Raw genomic sequence first — 13,520 nt, 5'->3', positions numbered from 1 at the left:
ATATTAGTTATGGTGACTTTATTTTACAGGACTCAGGCCATGAGTCTTCTCTTTATGTCTTCTTAATTTGTTGCACTTCAATTGTAAAATCGTCATACAAAGGTACCCCTAATACGAATTTACGATAGAGAACTTCCGCAACTAATGAAGCTGAAGCCAAGCTATGCGGAATCAAGGCTGGCGTCGGCGTAATCGGCACACTTGGCGCATAAATCTTATTCGGATAAAGCCTAGCCGGAATTAACTTTAGTTCTTCACGTACAAGTTTCTTGCTAACCGGAGTGATGTTAGCGTGTCCTGCCGGATAGGTTTTGTCAGTGGGCTCCAGAATGGTAATGCGAACTGTCACATTTTTAGTTACTTGCGTCTGCCGCCTTCATTAAGGCATCTAAAATATAGCCATTGATATGGTTGTAAACAATCACTGACTTATTGTTATCAACTTTGAGTTGTAATGCTTTAGTTGGTCGGACAGCTGGTGCCGTGACCGTGTGGCCGACCTTTACTTGTACAATATCTGGTTGCTTATCCATCAAAAAATACCTCACCATTTATCTGATGAGGTAATGATAGTGCATCTTAAGGCCGCTGAAAATACGGTCAGTTATTTGCTGTTTACTACTTTTCTACTGTTCAAATGAATTAATGTTTACACAAGATATTCTATACTCCCCTAGGATTTTAGCAGACTTATAATTTTAGCTTAAAAAGTGGCTTAAAAGATGGTATGTTTATAATATAATCACAAAGTTTTAATAAGGGGATAAAAATGGGAAAACATGCATATTTAATACAAGCATACAATAACTTTGAATTTGTCGAAAAATTATTGGCGGCTATTGACGACAGTAGAAATGATGTTTTTTTGCATATAGACAAAAAGGCCAGTAATGTTGATAAAAAAAATTAGCTGAAAATATTCATTTATCTAATCTTATATTTGTCGACAATGTCGCAGTGTTTTGGGGACGCTATTCACAAATCACTAGCGAACTGAATTTATTAGAAGCAGCCATAAAGAACAATCATTATGATTATTATCACTTATTATCTGGTGCGGATCTTCCGATAAAAAGTCAAGACTATATACACGAATTTTTCAAAAAAAATAATGGCAAAGAATTTATTAATTTTCAAGCTAAAAACATTCTTCCTGATAAACTCGAGAGAGTAAAATATTATTATCTATTTCAAAAATCGGATTTGAGATATAATAGAACTTTGTATATTGTTCAAAAGCTAATAGTTAAGCTTCAAAAAATGGTTGGAGTAAATAGGATCAGAAAGTCCTTCGTTAAATTCCAGATGGGCTCTAACTGGTTTAGTATAACTGATGACTTAGCTCGGTATGTCGTTAGTAAGAAACCATGGATTCAAAAGACTTTTAATTTCACCGCCAATGGAGATGAATTATTCCTTCAAACTATTGTTGAAAACTCAAACTTCAAAAGACGACTTTATTTTAATAGATATGACGATAAGGAAAGATATGAAGATGGGCCATCACGTGAAGCAAATCAAAGGCTAATTATTTGGGATTGGACATCACATAAACCCACTAACCTAACTATGAAAAACTACTCCCAAATTATGGATTCAGACTTGTTATTCGCCAGAAAATTTGTTCCAGACTTAGATGCACAAATAATTGAAGAAGTTCTAAAATCAATCAACCACATATAAAATTAACACCTGGTTAAAAATCAAAAAAACCATCTGAGGGTGTCGCTTCGCTCGACCCTCGTAATCGTAATATGAAACAACCGCTTTCTCGGCTATAATGGCTGTGGAAGCGGTTGTTTGTTCATCGTGTTCTTATTGGTGCTGATTTAAGCCCGTCCAAAAAATCGATGGCTTTCAGTTCGTGAGATTAATCAATTGTCGGTAAGCAGTAAATAACTGACCGTATTCTCAGCGGCCTCAAGATGCACTATCATTACCTCATCAGATAAATGGTGAGGTATTTTTGATGGATAAACCAGATATTGTACAAGTAAAGGTCGGCCACACGGTCACGGCACCAACTGCCCGACCAACTAAAGCATTACAACTCAAAGTTGATAACAATAAGTCAGTGATCGTGTACAACCATATCAATAGCTATATTTTAGATGCCTTAATGAAGGCGGTGTTTGCCCATGATAATTGACACTAGCCAGATTGAACAAATCTTTCTAGTTTGCGGTAAAACTGATCTGCGTAAAGGCAACGATGGCCTAGCGGGCATCGTTGAAGAGCAGTACGCCCTAGACCCCTATTCGCAAGCCTTATACTTGTTTTGTGGTACTCGTAAAGACCGTTTCAAGGCGCTTTACTGGGATGGTGATGGTTTTTTACTGTTATACAAGCGCTTGGAAAACGGTCGGTTACAATGGCCCACAAATCAGCTCGCTATTCGGCGACTAGATCCACGACAATTAGTCCGGCTATTGAGTGGTTGGGCGCTAGACCCGACCGTGCATAAAATATGTCCACCCGGACATTAAAAGTAGCTTCTTAATTGACCGACTAAGTGGTAAACTCAATGATAACAAAGCTAGTCCGAAGGAGGTGACATCAATGGCAGAAGCGGAAAAGGACCAAGAAATTCAGGAACTTAAAGCGCAGATTAAATTACTGACGGAACAAGTGGCTTTCCTAACGCGTAAATTATACGCGAGTAAATCCGAAAAAGTAGATCCGAACCAGACTTCACTCTTTGATCAAGATACGAGTGTTTTTACCGAGCCAGAGCAAACTGGCGACCAAAGCAGTTCCACATCAGATCAAGTACAGCCAAAAAAAGCGCCGAAAAAAATGCGGCAGACGCAAGTAGCTAAAAATGTGCCAGTTCGCATTACCATTCTGGAGCCCACTGATGAAACCTGTCCGGTAGGACACGTTAACATCACTCCGGTTGGCAAGAAATTTGTACGTGAAGAGCTAAAGTTAATTCCGGCTAGGCTTTATCTGAATAAGATTTATGTGCGCACTTACAAGTGTGCCGATTGCGCCGACGCTACCGCGACGGCTGGATTATTTCGGTCACTAGTGCCACCGGCCTTGATTTCGCATAGCTTAGCTTCAGCTTCATTAGTAGCGGAAGTCCTCTATCGTAAATTTGTATTAGGGGTACCGTTATATCGACAGCTGCCAGAAATGGCTCGGTTAGGTTACCGAACGTCGGAGGCAACTTTAACTAATTGGGTCATTAAAGCGGCACAGAAACTTGAACCGCTCTACGATGAACTTCACCGTCAGCTTGGCCTAAGTCATCACCTGCAGGGTGATGAAACCCCGATGGAAGTTTTGCGAGAACCTGGTAAAGCGGCGACAGCAAAATCATATATGTGGGTCGCTAGGACGCCCATTAAACAACCGAACCCTGTGGTTTACTATGCCTATGGTGCCACTCGTTCGGGCGCTTTTGCGCAACACTTATATCAGAATTATCAGGGCGTCCTGCAATGCGATGGCTATAGTGGCTATAACCTTTTAGGGAATAGTATCCAACGAATGGGGTGCTGGGCACACGTCCGGCGTAAATTCTATGATACTGCCGCAGTCCACATTAAGGTCGCCGACAAAATCCTTCAGTTGATCAATCAGATGTTTGCGCTGGAGCGGGAATGGCGCCGGTATTCGCCACGAGTTCGTCGTCGGCGACGGCGTAGCCGTTTGAGGAAAATCCTCAAACGTTTTTGGCGCATGGTGGATCAAACTGAAACTTTACCACAGTCACGGCTGGGTAAAGCGATTGCCTATGCACAAAGCCAACGGGCCAATCTCGACCGAATCATCAATGACGGCGTCATTGATTGGAGCAATAATGCCGCCGAGCGCAATATGAAGAGCTTAGTAATCGGTCGAAAAAACTGGCTGTTTAGTACCAGTACCCAAGGTGCCAATTCAACTGCGCTTTGGATGACTTTGATTGAAAGTGCCAAGGCTAATCATATCGATCCACGCCAATACTTAGTTGATTTATTAACTGCTTGTCGCACACTGCCAGCATTTCCAAAAACGGAACAGCTGGCGGTTTATTTGCCATGGAATTATCGACGACAACCAGCGGTGACAGTAAAAACAGAATACAGGAAGGTTGATCGAGCAGCCTGCATTGCCTAGAACAGCCGTAAAGGTCCTGGAACTTCTCAAAACGAGAAATTCCAGGACCTTTTTTGAATAATGATAACAAAACGAAGAGAAAAGCAAGACGTCCGGTTATTTACTGCTTACAATTGTCGTTTCGTACGCGTAAATAAAATTTCAACCCTCAATAACTGAAACTACTGCTTTCAAACTTATTCGGAGGTGAACTTTATGGAAGTCGTTGCTGAAAGTGTGGCCGGAATTGATGTTCATCAAAAACAAATCGCGGTTTCGGTACTAGTTGGTTTAGCTAACGCTAAACTAAAGAAAGTTTCTAAGCGTTTTGAAACCGTCATTTGCCGGCTGAAAGAATGTGGCTGTCAAGGGCAGTTATAAAATGCAGGTTTATGGCGGGTTAAAAATGTAGGTTTGGGCGGTTAATTAACACCTTTTAATCGATAAGACTTTCTGGTGATCTTTACAACATGCACATGGTGAACTGAGCGGTCAAGAATAGCCGCTGTAACTGCCGGATTTTGAAGTATTTCTACCCATCCGGAAAGATCGCTGTTACTGGTTATAATCGTCGAATGTTGTTTATAACGGGCATTTATGAGCCGAAAAAAGAGATTAGCTTCGTCGTTCCCGATGGGCAAATAGCCAATTTCATCGATAATCAAAAGCTCATAACGAGCATATCGGCTAATACAACACTCTAAGATATCTTTCTCATTGGCAGTTCGTAATCTCAATAACAGTTCATGACAATTGATGAATAGTACCCGTTTACCTTGACGGCAGGCCTCAATGCCAATTGCTAAATGTGTTTTACCGACCCCTGGGCTGCCGATAAAAACTAGATTTTCTTTCTTCTTCAGAAATGCTAAGTCTTGAAAACCAAGTACCTCTTGCTGATTGATGCTAGGCTGAAACTTAAAATCAAAGCTCTTTAGTGTTTTAGTTTGGGAAAAACGTGTACGCTTTATAATACGAGCTATCTGCTGTTCTTGATTCCAGTCTATCTCGGCATTAGTTAGCGCCAACATGGCCTATGTAAAGGGCATTTGCTGTTAATTTATTTGATCGACGTACTCAGGCAAATAGGCCGCCATTTTAGTGAGTCCTAAGGACTCCAGGTTGGTTAGTAGCTCTTGAAATTTACTAGGCTCTGTCCTAAAACTTTAATTTCAGGTATAATTTTTCGAAAAAACGAAATGAGGTTTTTACCATGACAACTCCCAAACGTTACGAACTCGAAGATGAACAATGGGCACGAATCGTTAATTTCTTCCCAGCCTATTGTACTGGTCGTCCCGCTAAAATGGATAATCGGACGGTCTTCAACGCTATTCTCTGGGTAATGCATGCGTAGTGGCGCTGCCTGGCGTCACTTGCCCGAACGTTACGGCGCTTGGAAAACCGTTTATAGTTGGTTCCGCTTATGGGTTGAGTCTAGCCTGTTTGAACAGATTTTTACCGAATTAATTGATGATCCCGACATGGAAAACTTAAGCATGGACTCAATGATTGTTCGGGATCATCAAAAGGCAACTGGGACAAAAAAAACGTCAAATATCTGGTCGAAAATCAAGCCATTGGATTAAGCTGTGGTGGTCGTACGACTAAGATACACGCAGTAGTTGATGGGCTAGGCAACCCAATTCGATTCTTGTTAGCTGGTGGTCAAGTACACGATAGTCGGGCCGCTAAGACCTTACTGGCCACCCTAGAGCTATCAACTTCCAATGTTATTGCGGATAAAGCCTATGGGACTACCGAATTACGGCAGTACATTACAGCTGAGTCCGGTACCTATACCATCCCACCGCGTGAAAATGCGAAAAACAAGTGGCCGTGTGATTACTACGTCTACTGTGAACGGCATTTGATTGAGAACTTTTTCAATCAAATGAACAACTATCGCCGAATTGCGACTCGCTATGAAAAGTTGGCGCACGTATTTCTTGCGACCGTCTATATTGCCGCTATCTGCATCTGACTTAAATAGTTTTCAGACGGACCCTAGTGCATTCAAAAATAATTTTGTTTCAAATAAAAGATTCTGCATTATTAGTACATTTTTTCGAAGTCATCCGTCTTACGCATTTTTCAAAGTTCACATTTTATTACGTTTTTTGTAAACCTAGCAAAGAAATCATGTGCAAGCCAATAAGGACAGTACGGAATTTTATTGAGTCCTGTGTCAACCGGTGTTGATTTGTACTTTATATGAGGTTCCAATTCATTTACAAATTAGTTTTTTTCAACTTTGATTAGAAATTCAGTAAGCAGTAAATAACTGACCGTATTCTCACCGGCCTTAAGATGCACTATCATTACCTCATCAGATAAATAGTGAGGTGTTTTGGATGGATAAGTAACCAGATATTGTTCAAGTAAGGATCGGCCACACGGTCACGGCACCAACTGCCCGACCAACTAAAGCGTTACAACTCAAAGTTGGTAACAATAAATCAGTGATTGTTACCAACCATATCAATGGCTATATTTTAGATGCCTTAATGAAGGCAGTGTTCGCCCATGATAATTGACACTAGCCAGATTGAACAAATCTTTCTAGTTTGCGGTAAAACTGATCTACGTAAAGGCATCGATGGACTAACGGGCATCCTTGAAGAGCAGCATGACCTAGGCACCTATTCACAAGCCTTATATTCACTTTGTGGCACCCGTAAAGACCGTTTCAAGGCACTTTACTGGGATGGTGATGGTTTTTAACTGCTATACAAATGCTTGTAAAAGTACCTTACAATTGTTAAGCTCCTTTGTCTAACAATTATGAAGCACTTCAGTACAGGGGGTATTTACTAAACGCTAATTTATTACGAACTGGTGCCATACGTATATATAATTTGTTTTTGATTTTGATTAATTAATTATTCGTTATTCATCCGTACCATTTAACTTTATTGTTAGAAAAGATTTGTTTTTTTACTGAGTTTTTAGCTATAATACCAAGCAATTGATAAAACGTAAATCTAAATGTGGGATAGATTTACATTAGTATTAGCCAGTTATGTTTTGGGGGATTGTAATATGACTAAAATTGCTTGTGTTATTGTGACCTATAATCGAAAAAAGTTGATGGTTGAGGCATTAACTAGTGTTTTAAATCAGGCGGAAGCACCTGAATATGTGGTAGTCGTAGATAATGCGTCTACGGATGGAACTAAAGAACTACTTCATGAACAGTTCAATTTTGATCAGAAACGGCTGTTTTATGAACGGAGCTCGAAAAATTTGGGTGGCTCCGCGGGCTTTGCGCAGGGGATTCAAATCGCCTTGAAAACCGACTGTGACTGGATCTCAATTTCTGATGACGACGCCATTTTTGAAAGTGGCTACTTTATTGCAATGCGTACTGCGATGAAGCAGCATCCGCAACAAGAAGTTTTCTCGGGCTCCGTTTTGTTACCTAATGGTCAACATGATGCAATGCATCGGCAAGTTATTACGAACGAACGAACGCTGACAGTAAAGCCAATGATGGAGAATGACTATCGTAAAGATTTCTTGTATGATATTTTTTCATTTGTTGGTGTAATGCTCAGTCGCAACATCATTGAACGGATTGGAGTACCGGAACAGAGCTATTTCATTCGCTATGATGATTTTGAATATGCATTACGAGCTCGAAAATATGGTCAGTTTTTAAACGTGCATAATGCACTGGTTTTGCACAAGACTAATTATACACGAGCGGCAATAGCACCTTGGAAAGAGTATTATGTGATGCGTAATCGAATTGCGTCATTGCTCAAGTATCGTGGTCAGAATAGGTACACACGGTGGTATTGTCGGCGCTTTTTAGTCCGTAAGTTACTTGCTATTGCACTAATCAAAAATCGGTGGTGTCAAGCACGACCTTTGATTCATGCTTACCGACAAGGATATTTTGATGGATTGCATAACCAATTGGGACGTAATCAAAAGTATTTGCCGCAATAGTTTTAGGTTTTAAGATGGGAGTTTTAATATGCAATATGGGGCAATTGTGGTTACGTTCAACCGCAAAAAACTATTATTAGAAGCGATTAACGCTTTACTGAATCAGACGGTACCGCCAGCCAAAATTATTTTAATTGATAACCATTCCACCGATGGTACGCAGCAAGCGCTTCGGGACCACCAATTACTGACGGATTCGCGGATTGATTACCGCTACCTTGAGGCCAACATTGGTGGAGCGGGGGGCTTTGCGCGCGGCATGCAGATTGCGTTAGCTAACGTCGATTTGGACTGGGTCTCGTTGTCCGACGATGATGCAATTTTTGAACCGGACTATTTCGAAAAGCTCATCGATTACCAACAAAACCACCCGGAACGGGCCATTCTTACCGGGAGCGTCTACGTGGCCGATGGCCGGCTACAAGCCGACCAGCGTAATCGTTTTAAGAGTTGGAGCACTTTTCAAACCAAGGCGGTGCCAGCTAGCGAGTACGCCGGCAACTTTGAATTTGACCAGTACACTTTCTGTGGCGTATTCCTTAAGACAGCAGTGCTGCGTAAGGTGGGAATCGCCGACGCTGGTTTCTTTATCTGGTGGGACGATTGCGAATACGCAGTCCGCACGGCCAGATTAGCCAAACCGGTTAATGTGAGTGCGGCTAAGTTAATCCACAAGACCTACTTACCATCATTGGATTTGAAAGAGAAGTTCATTCCGGATTGGCGACTGTACTACGGGTTACGCAACCGGTTTATCACGATTCGGCGCTGGCGGGCTAACGGGCTAGTTAGTTTAATCTGGCTGATCCTGTTCTATGGGCGCTTAGGACTGAAACTTTGTGGCCCATTTTACCGCGGCTATCGCGGGATGGTTGTTCGCGCCTACTATGAGTCATTCCGTGACGCACTTAAAGAGCGGGAAGGTTTAAATCCGCACTTTATGCCGGGACAAAAGTTTCCTAAGCACCAATAACTTAAAAAGATGAACTAAATTAACGACTTTTAGGGGTGACAGCTCCTAAGAGTCGTTTTTTTGCGCTTAATTACCAACATAATAAAATTTAATTTCTATATTATTGAATTAATACGTGCTTGTAAAAATCGTCAAACGCAATTGTTCTTTAAAAGGCTCCTCAGTTAGTTGAATTAAGTTAAGTGCTGAATTATCGACGCTTGTCAAATATTAGGATTGTTATTATTTTGATAATAAAGTTAATTTAACAGCGGCTTAAAATCAGCTAAATCAAGGTTAACCCGTACGCCACTGGGTTATTTCGCGATAATTGTTTGGTATAATTCATGCAAGTAAAGTTGATTTTTTGGGGGAAACTAACATGGATAAACAATATGATTACCTAGTTGTCGGCGCGGGCCTGTTTGGGGCGGTCTTTGCCCACGAAGCCGCCTTACGCGGTAAGCGGGTTAAAGTGATCGAAAAACGCGCGCACGTGGCTGGGAACATCTACACCAAGGAAGTCGCGGGCATTCAGGTGCACCAGTACGGCGCGCACATTTTCCACACGTCTGATCGTGAGGTCTGGAACTACGTCAATCAGTTTGCGGAATTTAACCGCTACACCAATAGTCCGGTGGCCAACTACCACGGCCACATGTATAACTTGCCGTTCAATATGAACACCTTCAGTGAACTCTGGGGGGTGCGGACGCCGGCCGAAGCAGCCGCTAAAATTGCCGAACAAAAGGCGGCCGCCAAGGTCAGTGGCCAGCCACGTAACCTGGAAGAACAGGCAATTGCCTTGATTGGGACGGACATTTATCACAAGTTGATCAAGGGCTACACCGAAAAGCAGTGGGGGCAAAAGGCGACCGAATTGCCCGCGTTTATTATCCGGCGCCTGCCAGTCCGGTACACCTACGATAATAACTACTTCAATGACACTTACCAGGGAATTCCAATTGGCGGTTACACGCAGATTGTCGAAAAGATGTTGGCCCATCCGGAAATTGACGTTGAAACTAACACCGACTTCTTTGCTAACAAAGCCCACTATTTAAACGCGTACCCGAGGGTGGTCTTTACCGGGATGATCGACCAGTTCTTCAATTACCAGTTGGGCGAACTCGCCTACCGCTCGTTACGGTTTGAGACCGAAACGCTCCCAGTTGGGAACTACCAAGGGAACGCCGTGATTAATTATACGGATGCTGAAACGCCGTACACCCGAATTATCGAGCATAAACACTTTGAATTCGGTAAGGGGGACCCGGAGCAAACGGTGATTACTCGTGAATACCCGGCCAACTGGCAGCGCGGCGACGAACCGTACTATCCAGTTAATAACCAGACCAATAATTCACTTTACAAGCAGTATGCAAAGTTAGCGGCGCAGGAACCGAACGTCATCTTTGGCGGTCGGCTCGGTCAGTACCGCTACTACGATATGCACCAAGTGATTCACGCGGCACTGGTGACGGTGGCGACCGAGTTTGATAAATAATCTTCAGAAAACGAGTGATGGTCCTTTATGAAAAAATGGCTTATCTGTGGGGCGGTGGCGTTACTGGGCGTTGTGGGTTATTCACTGTATGCGGCCAGTATTCAGCGCGGTCAGGACACCGTGGTGACGGTGCGTCAGCGTGATCAAAACGGGACGCCGATTAATTCGCCGGACCCGCTCCAAATTGTCAGTAAGGCCGGCCACCGCAACTTGTTTGATCCGACCATTACTGGTTACGAGCTAACGACGCCCAACCCGATGAAACGGCTACTACCACGTCACAACCAAACGGTGACGTTGCGGTATCGCTCAACGTGGTCAAAAGCGCAAGTTCGGCACGCCTTGGCCCACGCCCGCTATTTACAAGCGGGTACGCAGGTCACCGCGACCCCGTTTTTTAACGATACGCAAGTACAAAAGCAGCACGCCGGGTACGGCCGGATTAGCACTAGTCAGGATGGCTTGACTTGGAGCAAGTTACCCATCAGCTATCCTAACGTCGCACTAACCGCACCCAGCGTAGCTTATCACCACGGGCAGCTGACCCTGTATGACGGCCAGACACAGTACGTGACGAGCGACTTTGTCCACTGGCGCAAACACCCACTCAAATGGACTAACGCACCGTTCAAACGTGGGCAAATTGTCACGCCTTACCAACAAACGGATGGCCGGCTAGCTTTAATTGTCAAGACGCCGCAGTACCGTTACTACGTCGGTGAACTTCGGGGACACCAAGTTAAAACTTGGACGGCGCTCCGGTTACCACAGTCGCGGCGCGACCCGGTCATTGGTGTCAGTGCCGTGGACGGCCACGTGATGGCCGTGCAACAACGGCAACATCACGTTAGCTTGTATCGGGCCAGTGATCCAACGGCCCGCTTTCACCTGGTCGGCCACGTTAGCGTCCAACGGTCCCGTCACGAGCAGCTTAGCAATGCTGGCGTGCTGGCGCTCAAACACGACCGCTACCGCCTCGTCTTTAACTTGAAGCACTCGTCTGGAACGCAGGCGGGAACCTTTTACCGGGAGTTAACCGGGGCGTTTTCGGCGACCGGCTCACAGAAACGGTTAGTTCCCGACTACGTGTGGCGGACGTTTCAGTTAAGTGACGGTCAGCGCGAATGAAGGGGGCCCGCAGCATGAAATATACACCTAAGCAACGGTTGCGCTTGGCGTGGCGTTGGCTCCCGCTTGAATTGTTGGTTTTGGTGGCGTGCATCGCGGCTGGTTGGGGGATCAGCCAAGTAGGTGCTAAGCCAATCTACCACGCGCAGGTCGAACTTGCGATTCAACAACGGGTTAAATCGGGGACGAATAAAAATCAGCGCCAACGCAAACATCGTCAAGATGTGCGCAACGTCAAACAATTCATGGTTATGCCGCATCAAAGCGCGGTCCTTTACGCCGCTAGTACGTATGCTTATACGCACTATGGCACTTGGCAGGGCGTTCAGGATCTGAGTGAATCGGTCGTGGCCGATACCGTAGCCCACCAACCAATTTTACGGGTGACGGTTGCCAGCTCGTCGGCGCGGATTGCGCGTCAAAACGCGCAGGCGTTCAACGTTAGTATCAAGCAAGAATTACGGCGGACATTGAAACATTACCGCGTTAAGACCGTTCAAACGACGGTTCAACCAGCGGCCAACGCGATGCGGATGCCAGTTTTAAAACTGAGCGTCATGGTCGGCGGGCTGCTGGCGGTTTTAACGCCGTACCTGGTTGAAATGGGTCGTCGAAAGGAGCGTGAGCCGCATTAACACAAAGATTCAACGGGGCTACGCTTGGTTAGCTACTCATTTAGAAACATACTATTTGGCCGTTTTCGGGCTGTACTTGGCTTCGGTCACCTTGCAAACCACGACGTTTAACGTGTATTACCCGCACCGAATCGGGGTGGTCATTGAATTACTCGTCATGGGACTGCTGGTTATTAAACTGATTGGGTTTCAGGAGCTGACCCGCCGACAGATTGTGGGGACGGCGGGACTCCTAGCCCTCGTTGGTCTAGTTACGCTGATGGCCAAGCTACCGTACTTGGCCGTTACGGGCCTCTTGGTAGTGGGGGCGCGGGGAGTTGATTTTTGCAAAATTGTGCGCGTCTACCTCGTCATTGTTGGGGGAATTTTACTAGTCGCGTTTGTCGCTGCGGAATTGGGATGGATTCAAAACATCACTTTCCACACGACGGACGGGCTTCGCCAATCGTTCGGGGTCGTTTACACGACCGACTTTGCCGCCCACTTGTTCTACCTGAGCTGTGCGTACCTGTATCTACGGGCACGGCGGTTTCGGCTAGTGCATCTGATCTTACCGTTACTGGCGTTGGGGGTCATCTACGCCTTTACGAAGACGATGACCGATACGCTGGTAATGATTGTTTTACTATTCCTGTACGTCATTTATATTTATCGCCGGCAATTAGTCGCCGTTAAGGCTTTCATGGTCGGGTTACGGTATAACTTTTTGACGATGCCAATCGTGGCTGGGGGCATCCTTTGGCTATCGACAATTTTTAATTACCAAGACCGCGGGTTGTTAAAACTCAACGACCTGTTATCAACGCGGTTAGCTTTGGGGAATAACGCGTTGCTGGCTTACGGCGTCAAATTGTTCGGGCAGGCACCGATTCCAGTCAATGGCTGGGGCGGTGACCGGGTCAATACCTTTAAGAACGGGATGGGGGCCGTGACTTATTTCTTTATCGACTCGTCCTACTTGAACATGCTGATTGCTTACGGGCTCGTTTTAACGCTCGTCGTGGTTTGCGGGACCAGCTGGTTTGCCTATCACCGGGGGCAACAACACGATTACCTGTTACCGGTGATGCTAGCGGTGATCGCGTTGAGTAGCGCGTTTGACCAACACCTACTCGAAATGACGTACAACGTCTTTATCTTGGCATTCTTTGCTAAATTACCCACGTATCAAACGGTGATTGGGCCAGAATTTTCGGCCCCCGCTGTGGTTAAGTTTCATCGTGGTCAAGGGAAAATTGGGGTCTAAGGGAGTCGGTAC

Annotated in this window: 15 protein-coding genes and 2 pseudogenes; 14 read left to right on the top strand and 3 right to left on the bottom strand. The window is 44.8% G+C overall.

The annotated features are described in order from the left end of the window. Positions 1–52 precede the first annotated feature (52 nt). Both FFM79_RS00305 and FFM79_RS00300 read right to left on the bottom strand, forming a co-directional pair. Complete coding sequence (locus tag FFM79_RS00305) at positions 53–349, bottom strand: hypothetical protein (protein ID WP_137641487.1); 297 nt, start codon at positions 347–349, stop codon at positions 53–55. Between the two features lie 4 nt (positions 350–353). After that, positions 354–533, bottom strand: a complete 180-nt coding sequence (locus tag FFM79_RS00300; RefSeq protein WP_137641486.1) for a hypothetical protein — start codon at positions 531–533, stop codon at positions 354–356. Positions 534–769: 236 nt separating this feature from the next. On the opposite strand from FFM79_RS00300, the gene FFM79_RS12580 reads away from it, so the two are divergent. The 6 genes from FFM79_RS12580 (at position 770) to FFM79_RS00275 (ending at position 4,467) form a co-directional block, all read left to right on the top strand. Next, the gene (locus FFM79_RS12580; RefSeq protein ID WP_170177333.1) at positions 770–910 is read left to right on the top strand and encodes a hypothetical protein; all 141 of its coding nucleotides are present in this window, start codon (positions 770–772) and stop codon (positions 908–910) included. 47 nt (positions 911–957) lie between these two features. Continuing rightward, entirely contained in the window at positions 958–1,683 is a 726-nt protein-coding gene (locus FFM79_RS00295) for a beta-1,6-N-acetylglucosaminyltransferase (RefSeq protein WP_170177332.1), read from the top strand. Positions 1,684–1,966: 283 nt separating this feature from the next. Continuing rightward, positions 1,967–2,149 carry a hypothetical protein gene (locus tag FFM79_RS00290; RefSeq protein WP_137641484.1) on the top strand — a complete coding sequence of 61 codons (183 nt, stop codon included), beginning with the start codon at positions 1,967–1,969 and terminating at the stop codon, positions 2,147–2,149. After that, positions 2,139–2,486: an IS66 family insertion sequence element accessory protein TnpB gene (gene tnpB / locus FFM79_RS00285; RefSeq protein ID WP_137641483.1), complete on the top strand. Its 348-nt coding sequence runs from the start codon at positions 2,139–2,141 to the stop codon at positions 2,484–2,486. The genes FFM79_RS00290 and tnpB (FFM79_RS00285) overlap by 11 nt, the downstream gene beginning before the upstream one ends. Positions 2,487–2,559: 73 nt before the next feature. Continuing rightward, positions 2,560–4,107, top strand: coding sequence for an IS66 family transposase (gene tnpC, locus FFM79_RS00280; RefSeq protein WP_137641482.1), 1,548 nt, complete (start codon positions 2,560–2,562; stop codon positions 4,105–4,107). 195 nt (positions 4,108–4,302) lie between these two features. Further along, positions 4,303–4,467, top strand: a complete 165-nt coding sequence (locus FFM79_RS00275) for a hypothetical protein (RefSeq protein WP_174795717.1) — start codon at positions 4,303–4,305, stop codon at positions 4,465–4,467. 41 nt (positions 4,468–4,508) lie between these two features. Here FFM79_RS00275 and istB read toward each other — a convergent pair. Next, positions 4,509–5,183, bottom strand: a pseudogene (gene istB, locus FFM79_RS00270) (IS21-like element helper ATPase IstB). Between the two features lie 116 nt (positions 5,184–5,299). Between istB and FFM79_RS00265 the strand changes: the two are divergent. The 8 genes and pseudogenes from FFM79_RS00265 (at position 5,300) to FFM79_RS00225 (ending at position 13,508) form a co-directional block, all read left to right on the top strand. Next, positions 5,300–6,070, top strand: a pseudogene (locus FFM79_RS00265) (IS5 family transposase). Between the two features lie 542 nt (positions 6,071–6,612). Continuing rightward, positions 6,613–6,810: an IS66 family insertion sequence element accessory protein TnpB gene (gene tnpB / locus FFM79_RS12835; RefSeq protein ID WP_137641481.1), complete on the top strand. Its 198-nt coding sequence runs from the start codon at positions 6,613–6,615 to the stop codon at positions 6,808–6,810. A gap of 318 nt (positions 6,811–7,128) precedes the next feature. Further along, positions 7,129–8,040: a glycosyltransferase family 2 protein gene (locus tag FFM79_RS00250; RefSeq protein ID WP_137641480.1), complete on the top strand. Its 912-nt coding sequence runs from the start codon at positions 7,129–7,131 to the stop codon at positions 8,038–8,040. A 28-nt stretch (positions 8,041–8,068) separates the two neighbouring features. Beyond that, a complete protein-coding gene (locus FFM79_RS00245) occupies positions 8,069–9,013 on the top strand; it encodes a glycosyltransferase family 2 protein (protein ID WP_137641479.1) in 945 nt (314 codons plus the stop codon). 361 nt (positions 9,014–9,374) lie between these two features. Continuing rightward, positions 9,375–10,499 carry a UDP-galactopyranose mutase gene (gene glf, locus FFM79_RS00240; RefSeq protein WP_137641478.1) on the top strand — a complete coding sequence of 375 codons (1,125 nt, stop codon included), beginning with the start codon at positions 9,375–9,377 and terminating at the stop codon, positions 10,497–10,499. Positions 10,500–10,526: 27 nt separating this feature from the next. Then, the gene (locus tag FFM79_RS00235) at positions 10,527–11,627 is read left to right on the top strand and encodes a polysaccharide biosynthesis protein (RefSeq protein WP_137641477.1); all 1,101 of its coding nucleotides are present in this window, start codon (positions 10,527–10,529) and stop codon (positions 11,625–11,627) included. Positions 11,628–11,641: 14 nt separating this feature from the next. Continuing rightward, positions 11,642–12,262 carry a polysaccharide biosynthesis protein gene (locus FFM79_RS00230; RefSeq protein WP_137641476.1) on the top strand — a complete coding sequence of 207 codons (621 nt, stop codon included), beginning with the start codon at positions 11,642–11,644 and terminating at the stop codon, positions 12,260–12,262. Then, a complete protein-coding gene (locus FFM79_RS00225) occupies positions 12,249–13,508 on the top strand; it encodes a polysaccharide biosynthesis protein (protein WP_225424337.1) in 1,260 nt (419 codons plus the stop codon). The genes FFM79_RS00230 and FFM79_RS00225 overlap by 14 nt, the downstream gene beginning before the upstream one ends. The last annotated feature ends 12 nt before the right edge of the window (positions 13,509–13,520 follow it).

This window comes from Lactiplantibacillus modestisalitolerans, from assembly GCF_005405425.1.
In the GTDB taxonomy this organism is placed as follows: domain Bacteria; phylum Bacillota; class Bacilli; order Lactobacillales; family Lactobacillaceae; genus Lactiplantibacillus; species Lactiplantibacillus modestisalitolerans.
This window is presented reverse-complemented; position numbering and strand designations above follow the sequence as displayed.